The sequence below is a fragment of the Burkholderia aenigmatica genome (assembly GCF_902499175.1).
Classification (GTDB): domain Bacteria; phylum Pseudomonadota; class Gammaproteobacteria; order Burkholderiales; family Burkholderiaceae; genus Burkholderia; species Burkholderia aenigmatica.
This window is the reverse complement of sequence record NZ_CABVQC010000058.1, coordinates 37,919-62,025: the sequence shown is the minus strand read 5'-3', so window position 1 is coordinate 62,025 and position 24,107 is coordinate 37,919. Positions and strand designations below refer to the sequence as shown.

26 protein-coding genes are annotated in these 24,107 nt (G+C 65.1%); 13 read left to right on the top strand and 13 right to left on the bottom strand.

What is annotated here, in order from left to right; all coding sequences use genetic code 11:
- The first annotated feature begins 178 nt into the window (after positions 1–178).
- Genes BDO18943_RS31700 through BDO18943_RS31690 form a run of 3 tightly spaced genes read left to right on the top strand, consistent with a single transcriptional unit; the run spans position 179 to position 2,890 of the window.
- Positions 179–391 (top strand): DUF1656 domain-containing protein, encoded by a 213-nt coding sequence (locus BDO18943_RS31700; protein WP_039369242.1) that lies wholly within the window; start codon positions 179–181, stop codon positions 389–391.
- Position 392: 1 nt separating this feature from the next.
- Entirely contained in the window at positions 393–1,388 is a 996-nt protein-coding gene (locus BDO18943_RS31695; RefSeq protein ID WP_175025383.1) for an efflux RND transporter periplasmic adaptor subunit, read from the top strand.
- A complete protein-coding gene (locus BDO18943_RS31690) occupies positions 1,385–2,890 on the top strand; it encodes an efflux transporter outer membrane subunit (protein ID WP_175025382.1) in 1,506 nt (501 codons plus the stop codon). The genes BDO18943_RS31695 and BDO18943_RS31690 overlap by 4 nt, the downstream gene beginning before the upstream one ends.
- A gap of 15 nt (positions 2,891–2,905) precedes the next feature.
- Here the strand turns inward: BDO18943_RS31690 and BDO18943_RS31685 are convergent, their stop codons facing one another.
- From BDO18943_RS31685 to BDO18943_RS31655, 7 genes are all read right to left on the bottom strand, one after another.
- Positions 2,906–4,015 (bottom strand): porin, encoded by a 1,110-nt coding sequence (locus BDO18943_RS31685; RefSeq protein WP_235996240.1) that lies wholly within the window; start codon positions 4,013–4,015, stop codon positions 2,906–2,908.
- A 164-nt stretch (positions 4,016–4,179) separates the two neighbouring features.
- Positions 4,180–5,202, bottom strand: coding sequence for a 4-hydroxy-2-oxovalerate aldolase (dmpG, locus tag BDO18943_RS31680; RefSeq protein ID WP_175025381.1), 1,023 nt, complete (start codon positions 5,200–5,202; stop codon positions 4,180–4,182).
- A gap of 13 nt (positions 5,203–5,215) precedes the next feature.
- Entirely contained in the window at positions 5,216–6,163 is a 948-nt protein-coding gene (locus tag BDO18943_RS31675; protein ID WP_175025380.1) for an acetaldehyde dehydrogenase (acetylating), read from the bottom strand.
- 8 nt (positions 6,164–6,171) lie between these two features.
- The gene (locus BDO18943_RS31670; RefSeq protein ID WP_175025379.1) at positions 6,172–6,960 is read right to left on the bottom strand and encodes a fumarylacetoacetate hydrolase family protein; all 789 of its coding nucleotides are present in this window, start codon (positions 6,958–6,960) and stop codon (positions 6,172–6,174) included.
- Between the two features lie 53 nt (positions 6,961–7,013).
- The gene (locus tag BDO18943_RS31665; protein WP_175025378.1) at positions 7,014–7,859 is read right to left on the bottom strand and encodes an alpha/beta fold hydrolase; all 846 of its coding nucleotides are present in this window, start codon (positions 7,857–7,859) and stop codon (positions 7,014–7,016) included.
- 70 nt (positions 7,860–7,929) lie between these two features.
- Positions 7,930–8,832, bottom strand: coding sequence for a VOC family protein (locus BDO18943_RS31660; protein ID WP_175025377.1), 903 nt, complete (start codon positions 8,830–8,832; stop codon positions 7,930–7,932).
- 11 nt (positions 8,833–8,843) lie between these two features.
- Entirely contained in the window at positions 8,844–10,412 is a 1,569-nt protein-coding gene (locus BDO18943_RS31655; protein WP_175025376.1) for a bifunctional 3-(3-hydroxy-phenyl)propionate/3-hydroxycinnamic acid hydroxylase, read from the bottom strand.
- Positions 10,413–10,566: 154 nt separating this feature from the next.
- Between BDO18943_RS31655 and BDO18943_RS31650 the strand changes: the two genes are divergently transcribed.
- The 3 genes from BDO18943_RS31650 (at position 10,567) to BDO18943_RS31640 (ending at position 12,645) form a co-directional block, all read left to right on the top strand.
- On the top strand, positions 10,567–11,241 hold the full coding sequence (locus BDO18943_RS31650) for a TetR/AcrR family transcriptional regulator (protein WP_175025375.1): 675 nt from the start codon (positions 10,567–10,569) through the stop codon (positions 11,239–11,241).
- A gap of 303 nt (positions 11,242–11,544) precedes the next feature.
- Complete coding sequence (locus tag BDO18943_RS31645; protein WP_043185362.1) at positions 11,545–11,970, top strand: TOBE domain-containing protein; 426 nt, start codon at positions 11,545–11,547, stop codon at positions 11,968–11,970.
- Between the two features lie 84 nt (positions 11,971–12,054).
- Positions 12,055–12,645, top strand: a complete 591-nt coding sequence (locus tag BDO18943_RS31640) for a nitrogen fixation protein NifQ (RefSeq protein ID WP_175025374.1) — start codon at positions 12,055–12,057, stop codon at positions 12,643–12,645.
- Here BDO18943_RS31640 and BDO18943_RS31635 read toward each other — a convergent pair.
- From BDO18943_RS31635 to BDO18943_RS31625, 3 genes are all read right to left on the bottom strand, one after another.
- Positions 12,633–13,061, bottom strand: a complete 429-nt coding sequence (locus BDO18943_RS31635; RefSeq protein ID WP_175025373.1) for a hypothetical protein — start codon at positions 13,059–13,061, stop codon at positions 12,633–12,635. The genes BDO18943_RS31640 and BDO18943_RS31635 overlap by 13 nt on opposite strands.
- Positions 13,062–13,175: 114 nt before the next feature.
- Entirely contained in the window at positions 13,176–14,237 is a 1,062-nt protein-coding gene (locus BDO18943_RS31630) for a DMT family transporter (RefSeq protein WP_043185367.1), read from the bottom strand.
- Between the two features lie 500 nt (positions 14,238–14,737).
- A complete protein-coding gene (locus BDO18943_RS31625; protein WP_175025385.1) occupies positions 14,738–15,403 on the bottom strand; it encodes a ProQ/FinO family protein in 666 nt (221 codons plus the stop codon).
- A 340-nt stretch (positions 15,404–15,743) separates the two neighbouring features.
- On the opposite strand from BDO18943_RS31625, the gene BDO18943_RS31620 reads away from it, so the two are divergent.
- Both BDO18943_RS31620 and BDO18943_RS31615 read left to right on the top strand, forming a co-directional pair.
- Positions 15,744–15,962: a hypothetical protein gene (locus tag BDO18943_RS31620; RefSeq protein ID WP_175025372.1), complete on the top strand. Its 219-nt coding sequence runs from the start codon at positions 15,744–15,746 to the stop codon at positions 15,960–15,962.
- A 192-nt stretch (positions 15,963–16,154) separates the two neighbouring features.
- The gene (locus tag BDO18943_RS31615; protein ID WP_175025371.1) at positions 16,155–16,739 is read left to right on the top strand and encodes a DUF2889 domain-containing protein; all 585 of its coding nucleotides are present in this window, start codon (positions 16,155–16,157) and stop codon (positions 16,737–16,739) included.
- A 129-nt stretch (positions 16,740–16,868) separates the two neighbouring features.
- On the opposite strand, the gene BDO18943_RS31610 is transcribed toward BDO18943_RS31615, so the two are convergent.
- Genes BDO18943_RS31610 through BDO18943_RS31600 form a run of 3 tightly spaced genes read right to left on the bottom strand, consistent with a single transcriptional unit; the run spans position 16,869 to position 18,208 of the window.
- The gene (locus tag BDO18943_RS31610) at positions 16,869–17,360 is read right to left on the bottom strand and encodes a flavodoxin family protein (protein WP_085042978.1); all 492 of its coding nucleotides are present in this window, start codon (positions 17,358–17,360) and stop codon (positions 16,869–16,871) included.
- A 6-nt stretch (positions 17,361–17,366) separates the two neighbouring features.
- A complete protein-coding gene (locus BDO18943_RS31605; RefSeq protein WP_175025370.1) occupies positions 17,367–17,513 on the bottom strand; it encodes a hypothetical protein in 147 nt (48 codons plus the stop codon).
- A 41-nt stretch (positions 17,514–17,554) separates the two neighbouring features.
- Positions 17,555–18,208: a TetR/AcrR family transcriptional regulator gene (locus BDO18943_RS31600; protein ID WP_175025369.1), complete on the bottom strand. Its 654-nt coding sequence runs from the start codon at positions 18,206–18,208 to the stop codon at positions 17,555–17,557.
- A gap of 83 nt (positions 18,209–18,291) precedes the next feature.
- Here BDO18943_RS31600 and BDO18943_RS31595 point away from each other — a divergent pair, with 83 nt between their 5' ends.
- The 5 genes from BDO18943_RS31595 to BDO18943_RS31575 all read left to right on the top strand — a co-directional run bounded on the left by BDO18943_RS31595 (position 18,292) and on the right by BDO18943_RS31575 (position 24,071).
- Positions 18,292–19,416: an MBL fold metallo-hydrolase gene (locus BDO18943_RS31595; protein ID WP_175025368.1), complete on the top strand. Its 1,125-nt coding sequence runs from the start codon at positions 18,292–18,294 to the stop codon at positions 19,414–19,416.
- Positions 19,417–19,540: 124 nt separating this feature from the next.
- Entirely contained in the window at positions 19,541–20,533 is a 993-nt protein-coding gene (locus BDO18943_RS31590; protein ID WP_175025367.1) for an AraC family transcriptional regulator, read from the top strand.
- Positions 20,534–20,947: 414 nt separating this feature from the next.
- Complete coding sequence (locus BDO18943_RS31585) at positions 20,948–21,202, top strand: hypothetical protein (RefSeq protein WP_175025366.1); 255 nt, start codon at positions 20,948–20,950, stop codon at positions 21,200–21,202.
- 1,149 nt (positions 21,203–22,351) lie between these two features.
- Positions 22,352–23,047, top strand: a complete 696-nt coding sequence (locus BDO18943_RS31580) for a ParA family protein (protein ID WP_011350423.1) — start codon at positions 22,352–22,354, stop codon at positions 23,045–23,047.
- Positions 23,040–24,071, top strand: a complete 1,032-nt coding sequence (locus BDO18943_RS31575) for a ParB/RepB/Spo0J family partition protein (protein WP_175025365.1) — start codon at positions 23,040–23,042, stop codon at positions 24,069–24,071. The genes BDO18943_RS31580 and BDO18943_RS31575 overlap by 8 nt, the downstream gene beginning before the upstream one ends.
- The last annotated feature ends 36 nt before the right edge of the window (positions 24,072–24,107 follow it).

Sequence of the window (24,107 nt, the reverse complement as noted above, 5' to 3'; positions counted from 1 at the left end):
GGCGCGGCGCCCGCGGCGCCGGCCACGCCCGCCACGCATCGCCGGCTGCGCGACACGCTGCACGCGCTGGTCGGCCTGCGCCTGTCGCTGTATCCGGCCGCGGCGGGGCACCCGCCGCAGGCGTCGGACGGGGCACGCGCATGATCCCGCTTTTCCATCCGTCTTTCCGACCGCGACCATGATCGGCGAAATCGACATCTTCGGCGTATTCGTGCCGGCTCCGCTCGTGCTGATGCTGATCGCCTACCTGATCAACATCGTCGTGCGCGCCGTGCTCGAGCGCGTCGGCTTCTACCGCCTCGTCTGGCACCGTTCGATCTTCGACCTCGGCATCTACGTGTTCGTGCTTGCCGCCGTCGTGATCGTTTCCCACCATCTCGTGGCTACCTAACGTGAAAAAAACCTGGCTCTCGGCAGGGCAAATCCTGCTCACCCTGATCGTCGTCGTCGTGGCTGCCGTCGTGCTGTGGCGCATCGTCAACTACTACATGTTCTCGCCGTGGACCCGCGACGGTCACGTGCGCGCCGACGTGATCCAGGTCGCGCCGGACGTCGCAGGCCTCATCACGTCGGTGCAGGTCGCCGACAACCAGGAGGTCAAGCGCGGCCAGGTGCTGTTCGTGATCGACCAGGCCCGCTACACGCTCGCGGAACGGCTCGCCGAAGCCACGCTCGCGCAGCGCCGCGCGACACTCGCCCAGGCGAAGCGCGAATATGCCCGCAACCTGCAGCTCGGCAACCTGGTCGCGAGCGAGCAGGTCGAGGAAAGCCGCACGCGCGTCGAACAGGGCGAAGCCGCCGTCGCCGACGCGCAGGTGTCGCTCGATACCGCCAAGCTGAACCTGCAGCGCACGACGATCGTCAGTCCCGTAGACGGCTACCTGAACGACCGCGCGCCGCGCGTCGGCGAATACGTGCCGGCCGGCCGCGCGGTGCTGTCGGTGGTCGACCGCAATTCGTTCCGCGTCGACGGCTACTTCGAGGAAACCAAGCTGCGCGGCATCCACATCGGCCAGCCGGTCGACATCATCGTGATGGGCGAGCCGCATACGCTGCGCGGCCATGTGCAGAGCATCGTCGCCGCGATCGAGGATCGCGACCGCACGCAGGGCGCGAACCTGCTGCCGAACGTGAACCCGGCATTCAGCTGGGTGCGGCTCGCGCAGCGCGTGCCGGTGCGCGTCGTGCTCGACGAGGTGCCCGACGATTTCCGGATGATCGCGGGCCGCACCGCGACCGTGTCGATGCGCGAAGCCGACACGCGCCGCCACGACAACGCGAAGCCGGCAGGCGGCGCGTCGGCGGCGGCCGCCAGCACGGCATCGGCCGTCGCGCCGGTATCGACGGCTTCCGGCACAACCGCCAGCGCAGCAGGAGCATCGCAATGAAACGGCACGGTCTGCGCCTCGCCGCGACGCTCGCGCCGCTTGCGCTCGCACTCGGCGCGTGCAAGTCCGTCGGCCCCGATTACACGCTGCCGCAGCAGGCGTACGTGAATGCGCCGCTCGCGAACCATGCGCTCGACGATGCGAACGGCACGCTCGTGTCGCGCGACGCCGTACCCGGGAACTGGTGGCAACTCTACGACGACCCCGTGCTCAACGGGCTCGTGCGCGATGCACTGAAATCGAACACCGACCTGCGCGTTGCCGCAGCCAACCTCGCGCGCTCGCGTGCGGCGCTGGAAGTCGCGAACCAGCAGGGCGGCTTCTCGGGCGGCGCGGAAGCCGCCGTGCAGCGCGCGCAGGAATCGGCCGAGCAATACCTGCTCGAGAACAAGCTGCCGGTCGTCAACGAAGGCACGGTCGGCATCAACGTGTCGTACGAGATCGACCTGTTCGGCAAGCTGCGGCGCGGCGTCGAAGCCGCGCGCGCGGACAGCGAGGCCGTCCGAGCCGCCGGCGACCTGGCGCGCATCACGGTCGTCGCCGACGTCGTGCGCGCCTACGTCGAATCGTGTTCGGCCGGCGACGAGCTGGCCGTCGCGAAGCAGTCGCTCGCGCTGCAGAAGCAGCGCGTCGCGCTGTCGCAGCGGCTGCGCGATGCCGGCCGCGGCAACCAGACCGACGTGACGCGCGGCGTGACGCAGGTGCGCACCCTCGCCGCCGATATCCCGCGCTTCGAAGGCCGCCGCAAGGTCGCGCAGTACCAGCTCGCCGCGCTGCTCGCGCGATCGCCGGCCGACCTGCCGAAAGCCGTTGCCGAATGCGAGCACCTGCCGAAGCTGCGCCAGCCGATTCCGATCGGCGACGGCGCCGCGCTGCTGCGCCGCCGCCCCGACGTGCGCGAAGCCGAGCGGCAACTCGCTGCCGCGACCGCGCGCATCGGCGTGGCGACCGCCGCGCTGTACCCGTCGATCAGCATCGGCGCGTCGGCCGGCTCGGTCGGTGTCGCCGCCGACCTGTTCTCGTCCACGACGAATCGCTGGTCGTTCGGCCCGCTGATCAGCTGGTCGTTCCCCGTCAACGGCCAGCGTGCGCGGGTGCGCGAAGCCGAAGCCGCAACGGGCGGCGCGCTCGCACACTTCGATGGTGTCGTGCTGAACGCGCTGCGCGAAACGCAGTCGAGCCTCGCGACCTACGCGGCCGACGTGCAACGCACGGAAGCGCTGCGCACGGCCTACGAATCGGCGCGCAATTCCGCGGACGAAACGCATCGCCTCTATCTGGCCGGCCGCGAGTCGTTCATCTCCGATCTCGACGCGACGCGCACGCTCACTAGCGTGCAGGCGCAGGTCGCAGCCGCCGAAGGCCAGGTCGCCGCCGACCAGGTGCGGCTCTTCCTCGCGCTCGGCGGCGGGTGGGATGACGAGGCGGTGCCCGACGCGTCGAAGCAAGTGCCGGCGAGCGGTGCGTCGGCTGCGTCGGCCGCTGCCACCGCAGCCGAGTAACCCGCCGACGAAGACCTAGAAACGCGTCTGCAACCCCACGCGCGCCAGCAGCTGATTCGGGCCGCTGGCGGTGCCGTTCGGGTCGATGATGCCGCTGACGAGTGCCTGCGCGTTGGCGTTCGCGCGCTGGTACACGGCGACCGCGTACACGGTGGTCCGCTTGGAGAGAAAGTAGTCCACCGACGCGCTCAGCTGGTGCGCGTGATTGTTCTCGAGATACGCGTTGCCCTTCATGTACATGTAGCTCGCCCCGAGCTCCAGCGCGGGGGTGACGAGGAACGTCGCACCCAGCTCGCCCTGGGCGATCGCCCCGCCGTTCGCCCCGTTGCGCACGGTCGTGACGAGCGCGCTCGTCGCGAGCCGGCCGAAATCGTAGCGTGCGCCGACGCCCCAGTTGCGGATGCCGACCTGCGGCCCGCCCGGCTGCAGATACTTGACCTCGGTGAACGCGGCGGCGGCGCCGAACGCGCCGTGATCGTAATTCAGGCCGGCGCTGACGCTGTTTCCGCTTCCCATCGATCCAGGTACGCCACCGAATCCATACATCGCGCCCATTCGGAAACCGAAAATGGATGGCGACTGATACTTGACCGAGTTCGCGACCGTCTGGCCGGACATCCGGTCCCAGTCGAACTGCGCCGCGTACGGCGGGTTGTACGGAAGCGCGATTTTCTGGAACGGGCCCGCGCGAAAATCGTACAGGCCACCGACTGCAAACGCCGCATCGGTACGGCCGAAGAACAGCGAGTCGATCATGAAGTCGTACTGGTTGCCGAACTTGATCGACCCGAGCCGGTTGTCGGTCAACCCGACCCATGCGTTGCGCCCGAAGAGGCCTTTGCCGGGCGGCTGGATCGCCCCCGTTCCAACCGCGATCTGGCTGACGAGATCGAAGACCGCGTGCGTGCCGCCGCCGAGATCCTCGTCCCCCCGGATACCCAGCAGATTGGGCGCCATGATGCCGTCATCGAACTTCAGGTTGCCGTGCCCGCCCGAATTGCTGACGTAGGTGATGCCCGCATCCAGAAAACCATACAGCGTAACGCTGCTACCCGTTCCCGCCTGTGCGTCGTGCACGCATGCCGACGCGCCCAGGGCGATGCCCAGCCAGACCACATTTTTCATTGCTCGTCTCCATTGACCTGATTTCCGGTTTATTTAGTTATATTGATTATTATTTGCGGACTACCGCATCGAATCGATGCGTGCCGGCATGCGTGAACGCATCCCGCGGGTGCCGGCGGTGCCTGTCCGGCGCGGACAGGCACGACTGCCTCGCGATCGAACCGCTATCGAGCGGCGGAACGCGTGTTGAGAAGATCCAGCGCGACGTCGACGATCATGTCCTCCTGCCCGCCGACCATCCGGCGCTTGCCGAGTTCGACGAGAATATCGACCGTCTTCAGCCCGTACTTCCGTGCCGCTGCTTCCGAATGGCGAAGGAAGCTCGAATAGACGCCGGCATAGCCGAGCGCGAGCGTCTCCCGATCCACCCGAACCGGCCGATCCTGCAACGGGCGCACGATGTCGTCGGCCGCATCCATCAGCAAGTGGAGATCCGTGCCGTGATGCCAGCCCAGGCGCTCGGCTGCCGCGACGAACACTTCGAGCGGTGCATTGCCGGCACCTGCCCCCATGCCGGCGAGACTCGCGTCGACCCGGTCACAGCCTTCCTCGACGGCGACGATCGAGTTCGCGACGCCGAGACTCAGGTTGTGATGCGCATGCATGCCCGTCTGCGTATCGGGGTTCAGCACGGCCTTGATCGCGCGGAAACGGTCGCGCACGTCGTTCATGTTCATCGCGCCGCCGGAATCGACCACGTAGATGCAGGTCGCACCGTAGCTTTCCATTTTCTTCGCCTCGACGGCCAGCCGGTCCGGCGTCGTCATATGGCTCATCATCAGGAAGCCGACCGTGTCCATGCCGAGTGCGCGCGCATGCTCGATGTGCTGCTTCGAGATATCGGCCTCGGTACAGTGGGTCGCGACACGCACGACGCGCGCGCCCGCATCGTATGCGGCTTTCAGGTCGTGGATCGTGCCGATGCCCGGGATCAGCAGCGTCGCGATCTTCGCGTGCGTGACGACCTCCGCCGCGGCCGCGATCCATTCGGGATCGCCATGCGCGCCGAACCCGTAGTTGAAGCTCGATCCTTGCAGGCCGTCGCCGTGCGCGACCTCGATGCTGTCGACCTTCGCGGCATCGAGCGCGCGGGCGATCGCCTGCACGTCGTCGAGCGAATACTGATGCCGGATCGCATGCATGCCGTCGCGCAGCGTGACGTCGGAAATGGTGAGTTTCTTGCTCATGATGAAGGTCTCGTTACGCGCTCGCGCGCTGCAGCGACTGCGCCATGCGCTCGGCGGTTGCGAGCGCGGCGGACGTCATGATGTCGAGATTGCCCGCGTATGCCGGCAGGTAATGCGCCGCGCCTTCGACCTCGATGAAGATCGAGGTCTTCAGCCCGCTCATGCGGCCGAGGCCCGGGATATTGAGCGGCGCGGAGGCCGGGATCACGTCGAACTGCACCGCCTGCTTCAGGCGATAGCCCGGTACGTACGCCTGTACCGCGCGTGCCATCTCGTCCACCGACGCGGCGATCCGCGCCTCGTCGGCCGGTTCCGACAGCACGTAGACGGTGTCGCGCATCATCACCGGCGGCTCGGCCGGATTCAGGATGATGATGGCCTTGCCGTGCGCCGCGCCGCCCACCACTTCGATCGCCTTCGACGTCGTCTCGGTGAATTCGTCGATGTTCGCGCGCGTGCCGGGCCCGGCCGACTTGCTGCTGATCGACGCGACGATCTCTGCGTAGTGCGCTTTCGCGACGCGCGACACGGCCGCGACCATCGGAATCGTCGCCTGGCCACCGCAGGTCACCATGTTCACGTTCGGCGCGTCGAGATGCGCATCGAGATTGACGACCGGCACGCAGTACGGGCCGATCGCCGCGGGTGTCAGGTCGATGCTGCGAATGCCGGGTTTCAGCGCGCGCAGAAATGCGTCGTTCTTCACATGCGCGCCGGCCGACGTCGCATCGAACACGAAGTCGATGTCGCCGAACACCGGCAACCGTGCCAGACCCTCGACACCCTCATGCGTCGTCGCAACGCCGAGGCGTGCCGCACGCGCAAGGCCGTCGGACGCGGGGTCGATGCCGACCATCGCGGCAACGTCGAGATGCTGTGCATGCCGCATGATCTTGATCATCAGGTCGGTGCCGATGTTGCCTGAACCGATGATCGCGGCCTTGAGTTTCGGATGACTCATGAAAATCCTCAATCGATGAAAGTCGCGCGCACGTCGCCGAGGCCGGCAACATGCGCGACGAACGTGCCGGCCGACCGGACGGCGACCATCGGCCCGAGCGCGCCGGTCAGGATCACGTCGCCCGCGCGCAGCGGCGTGCCGAGCCGCACCATCCGGTCGGCGAGCCACGCGGCCGCGTTCAGCGGATTGCCGAGGCAGGCGGCGCCGTTGCCGCGCGACAGCACGGTGCCGTCCGACGACAGCGTCATCTCGCAGCCGGCGAGATCGACGTCCTTCAGCAGCACGGGCCGACTGCCGAGCACGAAGCGTGCGCTCGACGCGTTGTCCGCGACGGTGTCGACGAAGCGGATGTCCCAGTCGGCGATCCGGCTGTCGACGACCTCGATCGCCGCCAGCGCATACGCGCACGCGCGCTGCAGGTCGGCGAACGTGTGCTTCTCGTGCACGAGGTCGTGCTCGAGCACGAGTGCGATCTCCGCTTCGACCTTCGGCTGGATCAGTTGCGACAGTCGCATCGGCTCGGCATCGCCGGCCGCCATCGACGCGAACAGCGTGCCGAAATCGGGCTGGTCGACGCCGAGTTGCCGCTGCACCGCGAGTGACGTCAGGCCGATCTTGCGCCCCACGATGCGCTCGCCGTTGCGGACCCGCAGGTCGGCGTTGGCTTGCTGCACCGCATACGCGGCGGCACCGTCGTCCGTTGCGATCTCGTCGCGTACGGGCGCGGTCGCCCGGCATTGCGCCTCCGCGTGGCGAAGGCGCGCAGCCAGCGTCTCGACTACTGTGGAATCAGCCATCTTCAAGGTTCTCCTGCACTCGGTCGGCGGTGGATGGGAATCGCGCGTACCCATCAGGCGTTTGCGATGAAATCGGCGACCAGGCGGTTGAACTCGTCCGGATGCTCGATCATTGCCCAATGCCCGCAGCGGTTCAGCAGCACGAGACGCGAATCCGGAATGTTCGCGAGCAGATACAACGACGTCTCGAACGACACCACGCGATCGTCGCGACCGTGGATCAGCAGCGTGGGCGTCTTGATCGCCGGCAGCAGTTCGGGCTTCACCCACTTCGGCAACGGCGCGCCGGCAGGCAGGCCCGCCACGTAATTGCTCAGGTGCTCGGGGCGCAGCAGCGCGGCATCCGAACGTGCCTGGCACAGTTCCGGCGTCGCAAAGCGCGCCTTGTCGTACACCATGATCTCCACCAGCCGGCGCATGTGCTCCGGCGACGGATCGCGGTACGCCTGGATCAGGACCTTGAGCCCTTCGGACGGGCCGTCGCCCGCACCGAACAGTGTGGGCATGCGGCCGACCGGCGGCCCCATCGTCACGAGGTGCGTGATGCGTTCCGGATGCTCGGTCGCGAGCCGCAACGACGTCTGGCCCCCCATCGAATTGCCGACGAAGGCGGCCCGCTCGATGCCCAGCGCATCCATGAACTGGATCGCCGCGTCGACATGGTCGAGCTGCTCGACCGTCGCCGAATCGGATTGCCCCCAGCCAGGCATGTCGACGGCGTACACGTGGAACTGCTTCGCGAGTGCATCGATATTGCCGCTGAAGTTGCTCCACCCCGTCGCGCCCGGGCCGCTGCCGTGCAGCAGGATCACGGGATGACCGCTGCCGGCCTCGTGGTAATGGAATTGCCAGTCCCGCGTCTTGACGGTGCGGCTGGTCTGAGCCTGAGTAAGCGCCATGATGGTTCCCTTCCCGAAAGTGATTGAGGTGTGTCGCCCTGACGTTGCGATCGCGCCCGAGCGTGGGGCGTCAGCCGCGCAGCAGGTCCGCGACGACGTGCGGAGGACGGTGCCCCCAGGTACTGAGCCGGTCCAGGTGCTGAACTTCCCAGCTGGATTCGTCGATGACGAGCCCGCCCCAGCCGAACTCGACGTTGAAGCCCGACGGCGTACGAACGTAGAAGCTGAACATCCGGTCGTTGGGGTGCATGCCGAGGCTCATCTCGAGCGGCTGCTTCGCTTCGAGGCAGCGGTCATGCGCGAGCCCGACGTCGCCGAGATCGGCGGCCTCGATCATGAAGTGATGCATGCGCTTGCCGAATGGCATGTTGGCGAACGCGACCGTGTGATGCCGCGGGTTGCAGCGCAGGAACGCCACGCTGGCGACGATGCCCGGCGCCACTTCCTCGTCGATGACGTCCGTCGTGCGGAAGCCGAGCAGTCCGTACCAGTCGACAAGCACGCGGCGGTCCGCGCCGTTCTCGATCAGCACCTGATGACCCGCGCCGATTCCACCGGTGACGAAGCGCGACACGCGTTGCGGAGACTGGAACGGCGTATCGGCGGCGGCCAGCCCGACATAGAGTTCGACGCGGTTGCCCAGCGGATCGGCCGTCACGGCGAGGCGGCGCACCGACCGTTGCGCGCACAACTGCGCATCGCCTTCGACGACGTCGTTGCCGGCTGCGCGCAACCGCCCGACGATCACATCGAGATCCGCGTCCGTTGCACAACCGAAACCGGTGAACGCGAGATCTTCGGCACGGCCCCGGACGATGATCCAGCGATGCGCCGCGTCGTCCATCCGCAAGCTCAGCATGTCGTCGGTGCGACTGCCGACCTGCATGCCGAGCAGGCCGGTCGCGAAGCGTTCCCACGCGGCAAGATCGCTTGCCTCGATGCCGACGTATCCGAGTTCCGTCACTGTACTCATCCTGATCTCCTTCATTGATTCGTCCCGCATCGGCTGACGGTGCGATCGGGTACGGCGAGGCCGCTCACGTCGGCGGCCGCGACGAACCGGTCCGGGCGCAGCGCGATCGCGCGCGCGCCGAACTTGCGCAGCCACGGCTGCAGCACACCGTCGAGATCGACGAATTCGTCGGGCCCCTGCGTATGCTCATGTTGCTGGCGCACGGCGATGTAGCGCGCGCCCAGCCGGTCCCATGCCGCCTTTTCGTCGTCGCTGAGCAGGCTGGCCGGATCGACGTCGTCGCCGAGGAGCACGAAGCCGTCGCCCAGCAGGTCGTCGAGCCGCGCCATCGCGCCGCGGTTGTCGCCCACCACCGGCTGCGGCACCATCCGACCGACGACGCTCTCGCCGCCGAGCGGGCCGCGCAGCCATCCGGCCGCGAGCACGGGGGGCGCAATCAACGGCGGCTCGGGCGCATCCGGGCCGGGCGGCACCGCCAGCGCGGCCTGCTCGTCTTCCGTCAGTTCCTGCTTGATGATGCGGCCGAGCTGAACGGCGAGCTGCGTGTAGAACATCGCGTTCGGCCGGCGTTCCGTCTCGTAGGTATCGAGAAAATCTTCGGATAACGTACCGTTCAGTACACCAGAAAGTTTCCAGCCAAGATCGAAGGCATCGCGCATGCCGGTCTGCATGCCGGCGCCGGCCCACGGCGGCATCAGGTGCGCGGCGTCGCCGGCGAGAAACGCACGGCCGGCGCGCCACGTATCGGCCATGCGCGTGTGATGCCGGTAGAACGCGTACTGATGGATCTCGACGTCGTCCTCGCTCACGCCGAGCGCCTTCAGCAGCGGCCAGACTTGCTCGTGGGTCGCGAAATCGGCCTCGCTTTCGCCGGGCTTGAGCGGCAGTTCCCAGCGATGATTGCCGCCGGACAGCGCGATATCGACCACGGGCCGTTCCTTGTCGGACCAGAAGGTCAGCAGGTTGCGATCCGGCCACCAGCGCTTCACGCGGCAGTCGATCACGATCCATTGCACGTCCAGCGTATCGCCGAGCAGCTTGATGCCCAGCATGCCGCGCGTCGCGCTGCTCCCGCCGTCGCAGCCGATCACGTAGCGCACGCGCGTGTCGTTCGTTTCGCCGGTGGCCGTATTTCTCGTGCAGACGGTGACGCCCGCTTCGTCCTGCGTCAGCGAGACCACCTCGAAGCCGTAGCGCACGTCGATCTCGCGTTCGTACTTCGCCGCGCACTCACGCAATGCCGCTTCCATCGTCGGCTGATAGATGTTGAAGAAGCGCGGCTTGATGCCGAGCGTCGACGGCGGGTGTTCGATGCGCATGATCTCGGTGCCGTCGTAGCGCATCCAGCGCAGCGCGCGCTGCGGATCGATGTGCTTCAGCACCGCCTCGTCGACGCCGAGATTCTGGAAGATCCGCATCGTCCAGTCGTTGACCGTCACCGCCCGCGCCCGCGGATAGATCTCGCGGTGCCGTTCGAACGCCACGCAGGAAATGCCGTGCCGGGCCAGCGTGAGCGCGGCGATGACGCCGGTCGGACCATAGCCAACGATCGCAACGTCGGCGTCGTACTCATGAGTCATGGGTTGTCTCCTTCTCCTGTAGTGCGTTCGCCACGCGGTGTGACGGTCCACGTCTTCGATGAACGGATTGTACCGATAGGTCCAAAACTGAAAATCTAGGGAAAACACGTATTGGACCAATCGGTACAATGCTTGGGGAGCGTATACTTTTGGAATGGACAATCCACAACAAATCGGTAACCGGCGCGGTCAGAAATCGCGCCAGGAAATCCTCGACGCGGCGGCCCGCGTCATGTCGGCCTATGGCTATGCCGGCACATCGATGTCGGCGCTGGTCGAAGCGACCGGCATCCCGAAGAGCGCGATCTACCATCACTTCGGTTCCAAGGCAGGCTTGCTCGCGGAAGTAATGGCGCAAGGCGCGCGCGGTTTCTTCGACGCGATGCGCAATGCGCACGAGAACCCGCCCGACGGCACGCCGCGCGAGCGGCTCGGCTGGTATCTACAGAAGACCGGCGAGGTCTTCCTGCACCGCGAGAATTTCCTGCGCCTGCTGTTCGTGATGGTCATGAGCAACGAGGCGGCGGAGCCGGAAGCGATGCAGACCGTCGTCGACGTGCGCACCGAAGGCCGCGACTACATGCGCGAGATGATTCGCAACGCGTTCAGCCAGGATGGCAAGGGCATGACCGCCGCCACCGCGGACGATCTCGCGTACTTCGGCATGATGGGTTTCGACGGCGCCTTCGTCTCGTTGCAGTCGGGCGATCCGAGATCGATGACAAAACACATGGCGCAACTGACCGATGCGCTCGTCGCGCTGGGCGAGGCTCGGGTCACCCCGGCCCGCAAGACGGCGGCTCCGCGCGCCACGTCGAAGCGCGGCTAGGCGCAGTTAGGCGCGCTGGCCGCGAGCGGGCAGACGCTTCGCGCCGTCCCGCCGCGCAGCATGCGCCGCGGAACGACCGTGACGCCGCCGTTCTACTCACCGGGCGATGCGCGCGAGACCACTCCGGGCTCACCAGAAGCTTCCGACGGGCGGACCACTGGGCAAGCACACGAGCGTTCGCCACCCGAATGTCGGGCATCGCAAACCCGAGCCGCATTTCGCCGGCTATTGACGGTAAACTCGTCCGCAATTCCCGTCTTCTACCCACCGCCCGCCGGGCGGCTCATTTTCCGGAGATCCATCATGCGAACCAGCGCCCGCAACCACTTCGCCGGCCAGGTCAGCGCCGTCAAGACCGGTGCCGTCAACGACGAAATCACGCTCCGCACGCAGGACGGCCTCGACATCGTCGCCGTGATCACCCACGGCAGCGCGGCTTCGCTGGGCCTCGCGGCCGGCTCGAAGGCATTCGCACTCGTGAAGGCGTCGTCGGTCATCGTGATGGTCGACGTCGACAGCAGCAAGGTGTCGGCCCGCAACTGCGTCGCAGGCACCGTATCGTCGGTCGTGAAAGGCGCGGTCAATTCGGAAGTCGTGATCAAGGCCGCGGGCGGCGCCGAGATCGTCGCGATCGTCACCAACGACAGCGTCGATCGCCTCGGCCTCGCGAGCGGCTCGGCCGCATCCGCGATCTTCAAGGCATCGAGCGTGATCGTCGGCGTCGAGTAAGCGGGTGACGATCGCGATGGCGATCCGTTTGGCACTGCTCATTCACACGAATCGCATCATGCGGCTGTCGGGCCGGTGCACACGATGACCGCCGCGTTCGATCACGCTCAACAGCGGGCGCTGGCGTCGCTGCTGTCCGCGGCGGCCAGCGCCGACACGCCCGATGCGCGCCTGTTCGGCGCGCTCGTTGCGGCACGCGCGCGCCGCAACGAACTCGGGCTGCTCGGCCTGTCTCACGCACAGCTGGCCGGCCTGCTGGCGCGACAGTTTCCGCGCCTGCCTGCGGCCGATACCGCGGCACTCATGACGCCGGCCTCAGTGGCGCTGCTGCCCTCCATCCACACGGCGTTCGTCGCGACGCTGCACGCGCGGCTGATGGACGACGCGAATCCCGCTGCCGACCGCGACGACGCCGGTTGCCTCGCGTCGATCATCGCGCACGCGTGCCTGCGCCCCGATCATCTGTGGCGCGATCTCGGGCTCGACGGGCGTGATGCGGTATCCGCGATGCTCGATCGCTATTTCCCCGCGCTTGCCGCGCGCAACGTCGCTCACCTGCGCTGGAAGAAATTCCTCGCACAGGAGGTGGCCGCAGCGCTCGATGTGCCGCCGGGCCCTGCCCCCGGGTGCCCGGGCTGCGAGGATTTCGGCTTCTGCTTTCCTCAGGCGCGATAGTCACCACGACGGCCGGTGCCGCCCATTCGATTCGCCGCATCGCCATCCGGAGCAACCGCGTTGACCGACGGCCGACGCGCGATTTCGAAGTCACCACCCGCTTCTACGAAGAACCGGAATTCGCTGAAACCTGACGCGACGACGGCGGGATGATCCTCAAGCACGGTGACCTGTCGCCGGCATGCTTTTCGCACCCCGAACGCGATCCGGCGACGAGCGGGTTCAGTTGCTGCTTCCGGCTTGCGGACGTCGGCGCGTTCTTCGACGACGCGCCCGCAGCCGGCATTCCGGAGCAGGCGACCGGCTGGCCACGTGCACACCGGCCGACGCACGAAGCCTGGGACGACACGGTCGGCGCACTGATCGATCCGGACAGTTCGCCGATCCGGTTGATCGAGACCGAAGATCAGGCTCACATACGCTGTGGCTGCCGCGATCGGGCGGTGCCGCAACCAGAGGCGCGCGCGATGCGGCGCATGCCCCATAAACGGTTACCTTGCGATCCGTATCGTCCGCCGTTCATGCCACGGTCAATGCCGGTGCCGATGATGAATGTCCGGAAAATGCGCATGGCTGTGCGTGATCGGCAGATGCACGTGCGGATGCGTGTGCGGTTCGTTGCCGTCGTACGCAAAATCGTGCGCATGCTGGTGATGTTCGTCGTGCCGATGGCGGTGCGTGTGCTCGAGCCGCTCGTGCGCATGCGTGTGTTCATGCCGTTCGCGAACGTGCAGCCAGATGCCGAGCGCCATCAGCGCGGCGGCGATCCAGAACGTCGCGGGCGGCAGTGCGGGCCAGATCAGCAGCGACAGCACGACGCCGAACAGCGGCGCGATCGAGAAATACGCACCGGTGCGCGCGCTGCCGAGATGACGCAACGCGACGACGAACAGCACGAGGCTGATCCCGTAGCCGCCAAGCCCTGTCAGCATCGCGGCGGCCGTGACCGGGACAGCCGGCAGCGTCGCACCGGTCGCCAACGCGATGCCGATGTTCACGGGTCCGGCGATCAGCCCCTTCACGCACGCGATGACCATCGCGTCGTTCGCGGCGACCTTGCGGGTCAGGTTGTTGTCGATCGCCCAGCACAGGCATGCGCCGACGATCAGCAACGCGCCGACCGGTATGCCGGCCCGGCCCGGCGTCCACGACAGCAGCGTGCCGCCGGCGACGATCGCGACCATCCCGAGAAACACCTGCGTATCCACGTTCTCGCGAAACACGACCCACGCGATGACGGCCGTCAGCACGCCTTCGAGATTGAGCAGCAATGCGCTCGTTGCTGCGGGTGTGCTCGACAGCCCGAGCATCAGCAAAGCCGGGCCGGCCACGCCGCCCGCCACGATCGCGCCGGCCAGCCACGGCAAGTCGGCGCGCTGCAGCGGCGCGGCGTCTGCGGTCGGTGCATGACGGTTGTGCAGACGACGAAGCAGGATCCCGATACCGAGCCCGACGCCGCTGCCGAGATAGAACAGGCCGGCGACCATGAACGGCGACATCGCGCCGATCAGCGCCTTGGCGAGCGGTGTCGCGGCGCCGAACAGCGCGGCAGCGGTGAGCGCGACGAGAATCGCGGAATGTCTCGAGTGCATGATCCGGTTTGAATTGACGTTGAAAGGCGCCGGCCGTGGCGTCGAGTCGTGTCGCAGTCGGCTTTCAGTACCTTTCGAAATGCAAGCTGCATCGCACCGGCCAGCTTGCTGCGCGACCCCACGACCCGGTCGGGATTATCGCGCGTCATCATGTCACGATGACCGGGTGCGAACATCCACACGCCAATCGACGGCTCCGGCACGACTTTATTTTAGGAAACCGAATTAATTGAATGAAGCGTGGCCGCGTTGAGGATGGGCGTACCGTCCATGCGCATACGACAACGTCGACACATCGCGCATGCAGCGCCGATCGACGAACTTTCTTCGTCCGGCGCGTGGTCGGTTCAAGGCGGGATGGATAAGGGCCCGGCACGTCGAGCGCCGGTGGGTGCGGTCCTGACCTGCCTCTGCCGAGGCAGGTCAGCCTGCCGTGTCATTCGCCGCACACGAAATGCATGCGAGGCAGCGCCGTGCGGGATGCAGCGGCGCGGTGCCGGTTACTCGTTTCCGGCCGTTTGCTGCTCGACCTGCGGCGCTGCGTCGGCTTGCGCCTCCACGTTCGCCGGTTGCGGATCGGCTGCGGCGGCCTCGGCTTGCTGCTCGGCCTTCGGCTGCTGCGGCGCGCCCTTGGCCGATTGCGCCGCGCCCTTGCCGGGGCGGCGAGCCTTCAGCCGGCGCGCCCGCGCAGCGTCGTCATGCGTGACGCGCCCTGCTTCGTTGCCCTGCAGATCGACCCGCACCGCGTCTTCGACGAGGCACGACCAGTAACGGTTACCACGGCACCACGTCGACATCGCTTCGCGCAGTTCGGCTTCGTTGAGCCCGACGGCCTGTGCTTCACGTGCGAGGTCGTCCCAGATACCGACCTTGAGCGGCACTTTAGGGGCCGGATTCTTCGGGAACGCACGTGGAAACTTACGCTGCAGTTTGCCAATCGCAACGATGACCGGATCCACCGGCGCCGACGGCTTCGCCGAAGCGGGCTTCGCGCGATGCGGTGCTTTGCCGCCGGCCGCAGCCGGCTTGGCGCCACGCTGCGGCTGGTCACCGGACTTCGGCTTCGCGCCGGTGTCCGCCGGCGCTGTCGGCCGCTTCGCGTTGCGCTCCTGCTTGGCCTTCGCTGCGAGCTGCGCCCGCAATTCGGCAAGTTGTTCAAAACCCATAAATTCAATCCACCAGGAATATAAGGTGTGGTTCGTGCGGCCATGCCGCGCGGCGCAAAAGCTTCGCCGCCATGCGGGCGACCCGTCTGCCGCCGATGCGGAACACAACGGGGCCGCATCGCGCACGCCACTCTGTTTTCAGGCACCCGGCCACGATGCCGGACAAGGCAGGAGTGGAAGTATACCGGTACGCGCGACGGCCGGTTGACTCGCTGGTCTGCATTGGCCCGATTCGGGGCACCGGAAATGCGTCCGTGCGGTCGTGTTGCGCATTATATGGATACGTTTCCGGAAGTCACGCCGTTCATCCGCTTCGGCGGAAATCGGGGCCATCTTGCGCATGGCGATCGACCCGGCCGCACCGGTCGACACCACGCGCGCGCTGTTCCGCCGCGGGACGTCGAACGCGATCGTGCCGCCTTGGGGCGTCGCGAGCCTCGCACGACTCGGCATCCCGGAAAACACCGTCGGCCGCGTGCGACGCAACGATCACGGCAACGCGAGACGCACGACGATGGACCCGCGCAAGTATCGCGACGTGCGGGTCCCCCTTCGATGACATCGGTGCCCGTACACGACTCGTTGCGCGCGCATCGATCCCGTGGCGTACGAGGATGCCGAAAAGTGCGTAGTATGGCCGGATCGATGTCGTCGGCAACCTGCTCCGGCCGTTTCGCTGCGCACCTGGCCAGGCCAGCCGTCGACATCCCTGCCTGCGAAAAGAACCGGTTGTACGAAACGGAGCAGATACATGGTTCCCCCACCCGACATTCCGCACGACGGCATCACGCGTGAGGAAATTCACCATCGGCAGATCGACATGCGCGGCTATCGGCGCAGCGACGGCCAGTTCGAAGTAACGGCCTGCCTCGCGGATCGCAAGACCTTCGATTTCACGCCACCAGGCGGCACGCGGACGGTCGCTGCGCTGTCGCCGATCCACGACCTCGGCGTGACGCTGGTCTTCGACGCCGACATGGTCGTCCGCGCCGTATCGACGTTCCTCCGGTCGCATCCGTATGAGCAGTGCCCGGGCGGCGGCGACTCGCTGCAGGCACTCGTCGGACTGAGCATCGGTGCCGGCTGGAACAGCGAGGTTCGCAAGCGCCTGCCGTCCTGCGACACGTGCACGCACCTGAAGGAATTGCTCGGCCCGATCGCCACCACGGCCTACCAGACGATGGTCGGCATGCGGAAGTCATCGCTCGAGGCGCGCGACAGCGAGGGAAAGCCGCTCAAGATCGACAGCTGCCATGCCTATGGCGCATCGCGCGATCTCGTGAAACGACTTTGGCCCGAATACCATCGGCCTTCGGCGGCGACAAAAGGCAGCTAAGGGCCCGGCATTCGGCCAATCCGGTGCCGGCAGGATCGGTGCCGCACGAGCATGCACGGGTGGTGTGCACCAACGTGCTGCTTCGCCCCGGCCTCGCTCCGCCGGCCGTCGCGGTCACGGCGCGGGTGATCAGAAAACGCCCAGCGCGAGTCCTGCTGCAAGACCGGCGCCCAGTTCGGCGCAGCGCGCGAGGTCATCGCCGTCGATCGTCTTCGCCGCGAGGATGCGCTCCGGCGTCTGCGCGTGCGTACAGACGATCAGGCCCGGCGCCACGTTCTTCAACCGCCATCCGGTCGCGATCCGGTCGATCTGGCGCAACGCGTTCTGTCCGTCACTTCCCGCGCAGATCATCACCGCATATGGGCGGCCGTTCACGCGATCGAGCGCCGCGTAGTAGCAGCGGTCGAAGAAATCCTTCATCAACCCGGACATGGCCGCGAGATTCTCCGGCGTTGCGAACAGGTAGGCGTCGGCGGCAAGCACGTCGGCGGCGCTCGTCGCGTCAGCACGCTGCAGCCTGACGTCGACGCCAGGTTGCTCGCGCGCCGCGCCGGCAGCCGCTTCGGCCATCTGCTGCGTGCCTCCGGTCATCGTGTGATAGACGATCAACAGCGTCTTCATGCGTCGTCACTCGCGTTCGGTTTCAGGTGCGCCGGCGGCATCGCCGGTTTCCGCTGGATGGTCCGCCTGCATATGCGGCGGTTCCGCGTTCGCTTTCGCGGATCTGCCGGTTTGCCGGCTCGTCGGTGCCTGGCGCGCATCGATCATGCGCATCGCGCCGGTTTCGATCCGCGCCTGTTCGACCGGATGCACGATCAGCTCGTTTCACCGCGTGATGCGTCGCGGTCTTCCGGTCGCGCGTAGTACGCGAGAAACATGTCGGCAGCGGATTCCGCGACTTTTCGTTGCTCGGCCGCCTCAAGCGGCGGCTGGCCCATCGTTATCTGCGGCCAGAACGCGAATACCTTCACGACACCGTGCAGCTGATGCGCGGCAAACACCGGATCGGTGACGGCCAGGCGTCCGGCCGCCGCGGCCGTTCGCACCCAGGCCGTCATGTCTTCCTCGCGCTCGCCGAGACGCTCGACCATGTCGCGCGCACGTTCCGGCGAATGGATGGCCGCACCGATCGCGACGCGTGCGAGCGCGAGAAATGCTTCGTCGCTGAGCAGGCGCATCTTGCGATCCAGCAACGCAAGCAATTGCTCGCGCAGCGGCACGTCGGCACGATAGGTCGGCGAACTGCCGGTTCGGGTCGCCTCCCACAATTGTTGCAGGATCGCGGCGAACAACGTTTCCTTGCCCGGGAAATGGTTGTAGACCGTGCGCTTCGACACGTCCGCACGCGCGGCAATGCGGTCCATGCTGGTCGCGTCGTAACCCGATGCGAGAAATTCCTCGATGGCCGCGTCGACGATGGCCGCGCGCTTTCGATCGGTCAAGCGCTGAGGGGGCGTGCTGGTATCCATTCAGAAATTTTACACCGGGCAGTTTACTTATCCCAAAAATAAACTACACTGTCCAGTGTACTTTATTCTCCGGACGAACCGACATGGCATCGCCTCTCGTTTTGATTCATCGCATTCTGGGTTTTGCGGCCGCCCGACGCGGCCGCGCGCTGTCTGGCGGCTCGCCGCAGCACAATGGCGAGCGCTTCAGCAATGTCGCGCCGCGGCCGGTCGAGGGATTGGGCAAGACGCTCGGGATCGTCTGGAACATGCTGTTCAACAAGCCACGCAATACCGTCCCCGTGGGCGTGCTGCCCATCGATTCATTGACCCGCGCGGAACTCGATGCGGCCCCCGATCGCAGCCTGTACCGGCTTGGCCATTCGACGCTGCTGCTCAAGCTGCGCGGCGAATTCTGGCTGACCGATCCGGTGTTTGCCGAGCGCGCGTCGCCGTTTCAGCGCGTCGGCCCCAAGCGTTTCCATGCGCCGCCGATCGCACTTGAAGATCTTCCGCCGCTGCGCGGCGTGATCCTGTCGCACGACCACTACGATCACCTTGACCGCGACACGGTGCTCGCGCTCGCGGCAACCACCGGTGTGTTCGTGACCACGCTGGGCGTCGGCGACCGCCTGATCGAATGGGGCATCGACGCGAAGAAAGTCCGTCAGCTCGACTGGTGGCAGAGTGTCGACGTGGCCGGCCTGACACTGACCGCGACACCTGCCCAGCACTTTTCCGGGCGCAGCCTGTTCGATGGCAACAGCACGCTGTGGGCGTCCTGGGTCATCGTCGACGACGACTTGCGCGTGTTCTTCAGCGGCGACACGGGCTACTTCGACGGTTTCCGGGCGATCGGCGAGCGCCTTGGGCCGTTCGACATCACGCTGATCGAAACAGGCGCATACGATGCGCAATGGCCTTACGTGCACATGCAGCCGGAAGAGACCGTGCAGGCGCACATCGATCTGCGCGGACGCCGGCTGGTTCCGATCCACAACGGTACGTTCGATCTCGCGATGCACCGCTGGCAGGAACCGTTCGAACGCGTCACGGCGCTGGCAATCGTGCGGGGCGTCGAGCTGTCGACGCCCAGGATGGGCGAGCGCCTCGCGCTCGACGCGCCGCACCGGGGCGAGCGGTGGTGGCGCACGGTGGACGAGCGCGTGACGTCCGTTGCCACGAAATCGCGCCGCTGGTCGCTTTGCGCGTCGCAAGCGACGAAGTAGTCCCACCGGTCGTTGCGCATTTTTCCCGGGCGCGCAGTCATGCCGCGAGTCCGGGAGGCGCGTTGCCGGCGTACCCGCACGCCGGCGGCCCGCCTATAGACCCGATCACCTGAGTAGAGAAGTCATGCATCCGGCACCCGGCCAATCAGACGCCGCTATCGCTGCGCTCGACCTTGCAGCCCCCCGTTCAACCAGCCATAGCCGGGAGAACGATCTGCGGCAAACGCTCGCAGAGCGCGTCGCCAGGTGGACAGAAGGCGTCGACCACCTCACCACGGCCATTCCGAACCTGAGCCTCCATCGAAGGGAAGCGACAACGCAACCGATGGACTGCATGGTCGAGCCGAGCTTCGGTCTCGTCGTTCAAGGCACGAAGCGGATCATTCAAAGTGGGGACGTGTATCTCTGCGACGCCAACCGCTTTTTGATCACGTCGCTCGACTTGCCCGGATCGACGCAGGTCATCGAGGCCAGCCGTGAAAGACCGTTTCTCGGCATCGGGCTCAAGCTTGATTTTCGCGTCATGGCCGAACTGATGGCACAGGTCGCAGCGGATCAAGAGGAAGCTCCCGCAGGGCGCGGCCTCGTCGTCGGCGAGATGAACGAACCGCTCTACGACGCGGTGAACCGGTTGCTGACGTTGCTGGATGACCCGAACGCCATTACCGTTCTCGCACCGTATGTCGAGCGGGAAATCTACTATCGGCTGCTGACGAGCGACCAGGGTGGCCGTCTCCGTCAAATCGCGTCCGCCGGCAGTCAGGGCAACCGGGTGTCACGGGCGATCCAGTGGTTGCGAACCCATTACGACGAGTCGCTGCGAGTCGACGATCTGGCGGCGCAGGTTCAGATGAGCAGTTCGACCTTCCACCACCACTTCCGTCAGCTCACCGGCATGAGTCCACTGCAATACCAGAAATGGATGCGGCTCAACGAAGCACGTCGGCTGATGTTGTCCGAGCGGCTCGACGCAGCGTCGGCATCGTTCCGGGTCGGATATGCGAGCCCGACCCAGTTCAATCGCGAATACAGCCGGTTGTTCGGCAATTCGCCGCGGAGAGATATCGATAGCCTGCGGAGCGGGGCGGACGTCGTTCTGTCGGTGGCAGCGACTTAACGATCGCGGGACGGTACCGGAGAGATGAAAAGCCGATCGTGGTGATACCCGCACATTGGGTGGATCGGCTTCACGCGTGAGGGATCGATCCGGGTGAGTCAGTCGAGCGCAGCGGGATGAGCGCTTCTTGCCAACTCAGGATTGATTGGTCGGAGCCCGGCTGGGAATCGCTAATTGAGTATCGAGCGATGGGTGGGTGTCTCGCGACGTCGAACGTGTACCCGAACTCCGAGCATCAATCGGCCACATGCAAGCCGGCTCATAGCGACCTCATGCGCTGATGAGGGTTTCGCCCCTGCAACGATCGAGTCGTCTTACTTTCCTCCGGACGCTCGACCACAAATTCTTTGGTGCCGAGATTCCTGCGGCACGCTTCAATCCAACGAACGGTGCAACTGGAGCATGCGTTGTCACGTGACAACTCGCGATGATCACTGGCGCGGCACATCTAACCAGCAACTCGAAACCGGCCGTCATGTATGTGATTTGCGGCAGTTCGAATTGCCTCCGATGTCCGGCCAGCAGAAAATTGTTTCAAATACCACAAAATACATATCAAACGAGACGATTCTTGATGTCTTCGCGCAAACGTCCGAGCGCGGAACGCGAAATGATCATACGCCCCTATTTACAGGGATGATCTCATCAATTTTGCGTGAAACAACATGAAGAATATGGCACAACCCATTGCTGGACAAGGATTTCCACGAACACCGCATTTCTAGAAAATGTTCCACGATCCGGCTCGTTTGAGTTGTCTGATGGCCCTTAGTGCTGGAATTTGTCGTCAATCGGGGCCTCGGATACACGACGGTTGTGTAGAAGCGCCTGACTGCGTTGGCCGTCAGGCTGGGTACTCGTGACAAAGCCATACCCTCCCCTGCCGGCCACCGGATGCGACGAAGTTGGGTTGGAGCCCCGTCATAAATGGGGACACATCAAAACATCTGCGACACACATCGTGAGGTGTCGTTCAGCAAGCCGACCGGCACGTCTCCGCTGGGACTGGAATGTGGCTAGCCAGCGATGAACGCAGGGGACCTAAACCACTTGATGAACCAGACTCTGAGACGAAGGTGTATCCCAACCGACATGCAGCGCACGTACCATTTCGACACCCAAGTTCACCAATACAACTTCCCAGTTGTCACGTGACAACTCACCACCCAACCCGCCCGGTAAACTGCACCGCGCGACGATCCAATGGTGGCAAACCGCTCCTTTAACGATCTACCTGTTCGCACCCAATGGAGTTCGACTAAAAACTCCTTCTGAGAGGTGGCTCAGTGCTGACACCGCCTCCCGTTCCAAGTCGATTGTCACGTGACAACTCGCCTCACTGGAAGTAGTCGCGCCAAGCCCAATGCGGATATTGGGCATTGAAATGCTCTCGCCATATCCGCAAGCGCGATCGAATCAACGACTTGCTGGTGCCGGATGGCGCCGAGAAGAATCAAATCCCCGAGACTTGTCACGTGACAACCAGCTCTACCGACGGCATCCGTGCAACCAAGTTACTGGAATCACAGCGAGCTCCGTCGGAAGCAAAAGAAGATCGAGCGACTAATCTCTACGCGCTTACTCTGGCATCGACGTTGAAGTCCGCCGAGTTTTCTCTCGATCTTTGCCCATCCTTTTCGAGTGTGATCGTCAATTTTATTTTTACTCGACTACCAACTACGACTGCCTCGTTAGCCATTCGGCCCACTTGTCACGTGACAACCACATCGATCACAAAGACATGCATCGCATCGAAGGCTTTTCTGGACATTTTGATAATAACTGCATATATTACGCAAAACTCCGTGGAGGAATTTAATGGCTTTCAAGATCGCCGTCAGTAATCAAAAAGGTGGGACTGGGAAGACAACCATTTCCGTCAATATCGCGGCTGCGTTCGAGGCCGGCGGCAACAAGGTCGCCCTGATCGATGCCGACCCTCAAGGCACGTCCGTCCGGTGGGTGACGAGCGGCGAGAACACGCTGCCGATGACGGTCCTTTCGCTGGCCCCTGCCGGTCGCGGCATCGGCGGCGAGATCAAGAAGCAGGACGCGAACTTCGACGTGATCGTCGTCGACTGTCCCGGCAACCTCGAAGATCCGCGAATTGCATCCGTGCTCGAAGTCGCCGATTTCTGCCTCGTGCCGCTGTCGCCGTCGCCGGCCGATCTCTACAGCACCGTCGCGATGATCCGCATGATCGAGTCGATGCGCTCCGTTCGTAACCCAAATCTTTCTTCTGCATTAATGCTGAATAGTGTTAATGGAAAAACTAAAATGCGTGAAGAAATTTTAAAGATTCTAAGGGCAGAAGAAATAGGGGAACATCTGCTCGACAGCCAGATCGCGCAACGCGAGGTCTACCGTCAGACGTTTGCGCTCGGCACCACGATCCATCATCACAATCGGTACCTGAAGGGCCTGAAAGAAGCTCGAGCGGAAATCGAAAAGCTGGTCACGGAAATGGCCCAATACATCGCGTCGACGCGCGCTACCGGAGCCGCCCATGGCTAAGGACACCTCGAAAGACAAGAAGCCGACCGGCAACCTGCATCTCGCAGCCGGCCTGCTGCGCGGACTCGCGCAGGAAAATGCGGCGCTCGAAACGCGGCTGCCCGAACCGGCGGCCACACCGAATACCGTCGTCGACACGGCACCCGCCAACGCCCCGGCTGCGGCCACGCCCGCCGGCACGTCGGATCTTGGCGCGCCGCAGAAGGTGCTGGTCAAGGATTGCATCCCGAACCCGTTCAACCCGCGCGTGTTCTACTCGGAGTCGAGCCTGCACGAGCTCGCCCTGACGCTGAAACGGGAAGGGCAGATCGAGCCGATCAAGGTGACGCGGCTCCCGGAGTTTCCCGGCAAGCTCGTGGTGATCGACGGGCAACGCCGGCTCCGCGCGACGAGCATCAACGGCGATGAAACCATCAACGCCACGTTCCGCACCGACCACACGCCCGAGCAACTCTATACGATCGCGTATCGCGCGAACCACGACCACGAACGCCAGACAATCTTCGACGATGCGGTCGCGTGGAAGCGTCTCCTCGACGAGAAGGTCTTTTCCGACCAGAACACGCTGGCGGAAAAGATCGGCAAGGACAAGGCGTCGATCAGCAAGACGCTGTCGCTCAACGCGCTCCCGAACACGCTCCTGGAACGGATGGCCAGCGCGAACGACGTGGTCGGCCTGCAGGCGGCGTACTTCCTGAAGCTGATCTTTGAACGCCTGGGTGAGCCGACGGCCGACCGGCTGCTGACGGCCGTGATCGACCGGAAGAAATCGGTTCGTGATCTCGAGAATTTCCTGCGTGCACAGAGCGACGGCAGCAAGAAAGCGGGACGCACGCGTTACAGCGTTCGTCACGACTTCGCGCTCGAATCGCGCGCGATCGGCCAGTTGAAGACCTACCCGGACGGGCGTCTGGATCTGCAGCTCAAGGGCGTCGACGCATCGCACCAGGAGGCGCTCGCCGACAAGCTCAAGACCGTCATCGATGCGTACGTTGCCGAACTGGCAGCGGCCACGCAACAGTAACGCGCCAAAAGCAGAAGGCCTCGCATCCGCGTTGCA

Excerpts from the sequence above, each read along its gene's own strand:
- BDO18943_RS31700 (WP_039369242.1), top strand. The coding sequence starts at position 179 with ATGATCGGCGAAATCGACATCTTCGGCGTATTCGTGCCGGCTCCGCTC.
- BDO18943_RS31645 (WP_043185362.1), top strand. The coding sequence starts at position 11,545 with ATGCGAACCAGCGCCCGCAACCACTTCGCCGGCCAGGTCAGCGCCGTC.
- BDO18943_RS31595 (WP_175025368.1), top strand. The coding sequence starts at position 18,292 with ATGGCATCGCCTCTCGTTTTGATTCATCGCATTCTGGGTTTTGCGGCC.
- BDO18943_RS31605 (WP_175025370.1), bottom strand. The coding sequence starts at position 17,513 with ATGCGCATGATCGATGCGCGCCAGGCACCGACGAGCCGGCAAACCGGC.
- BDO18943_RS31670 (WP_175025379.1), bottom strand. The coding sequence starts at position 6,960 with ATGGCTGATTCCACAGTAGTCGAGACGCTGGCTGCGCGCCTTCGCCAC.
- BDO18943_RS31650 (WP_175025375.1), top strand. The coding sequence starts at position 10,567 with ATGGACAATCCACAACAAATCGGTAACCGGCGCGGTCAGAAATCGCGC.
- BDO18943_RS31580 (WP_011350423.1), top strand. The coding sequence starts at position 22,352 with ATGGCTTTCAAGATCGCCGTCAGTAATCAAAAAGGTGGGACTGGGAAG.
- BDO18943_RS31660 (WP_175025377.1), bottom strand. The coding sequence starts at position 8,832 with ATGAGTACAGTGACGGAACTCGGATACGTCGGCATCGAGGCAAGCGAT.
- dmpG (WP_175025381.1), bottom strand. The coding sequence starts at position 5,202 with ATGAGCAAGAAACTCACCATTTCCGACGTCACGCTGCGCGACGGCATG.
- BDO18943_RS31640 (WP_175025374.1), top strand. The coding sequence starts at position 12,055 with ATGACCGCCGCGTTCGATCACGCTCAACAGCGGGCGCTGGCGTCGCTG.
- BDO18943_RS31600 (WP_175025369.1), bottom strand. The coding sequence starts at position 18,208 with ATGGATACCAGCACGCCCCCTCAGCGCTTGACCGATCGAAAGCGCGCG.
- BDO18943_RS31575 (WP_175025365.1), top strand. The coding sequence starts at position 23,040 with ATGGCTAAGGACACCTCGAAAGACAAGAAGCCGACCGGCAACCTGCAT.
- BDO18943_RS31665 (WP_175025378.1), bottom strand. The coding sequence starts at position 7,859 with ATGGCGCTTACTCAGGCTCAGACCAGCCGCACCGTCAAGACGCGGGAC.
- BDO18943_RS31690 (WP_175025382.1), top strand. The coding sequence starts at position 1,385 with ATGAAACGGCACGGTCTGCGCCTCGCCGCGACGCTCGCGCCGCTTGCG.
- BDO18943_RS31590 (WP_175025367.1), top strand. The coding sequence starts at position 19,541 with ATGCATCCGGCACCCGGCCAATCAGACGCCGCTATCGCTGCGCTCGAC.
- BDO18943_RS31615 (WP_175025371.1), top strand. The coding sequence starts at position 16,155 with ATGGTTCCCCCACCCGACATTCCGCACGACGGCATCACGCGTGAGGAA.
- BDO18943_RS31655 (WP_175025376.1), bottom strand. The coding sequence starts at position 10,412 with ATGACTCATGAGTACGACGCCGACGTTGCGATCGTTGGCTATGGTCCG.
- BDO18943_RS31625 (WP_175025385.1), bottom strand. The coding sequence starts at position 15,403 with ATGGGTTTTGAACAACTTGCCGAATTGCGGGCGCAGCTCGCAGCGAAG.
- BDO18943_RS31610 (WP_085042978.1), bottom strand. The coding sequence starts at position 17,360 with ATGAAGACGCTGTTGATCGTCTATCACACGATGACCGGAGGCACGCAG.
- BDO18943_RS31685 (WP_235996240.1), bottom strand. The coding sequence starts at position 4,015 with ATGAAAAATGTGGTCTGGCTGGGCATCGCCCTGGGCGCGTCGGCATGC.
- BDO18943_RS31620 (WP_175025372.1), top strand. The coding sequence starts at position 15,744 with ATGGCGATCGACCCGGCCGCACCGGTCGACACCACGCGCGCGCTGTTC.
- BDO18943_RS31675 (WP_175025380.1), bottom strand. The coding sequence starts at position 6,163 with ATGAGTCATCCGAAACTCAAGGCCGCGATCATCGGTTCAGGCAACATC.
- BDO18943_RS31630 (WP_043185367.1), bottom strand. The coding sequence starts at position 14,237 with ATGCACTCGAGACATTCCGCGATTCTCGTCGCGCTCACCGCTGCCGCG.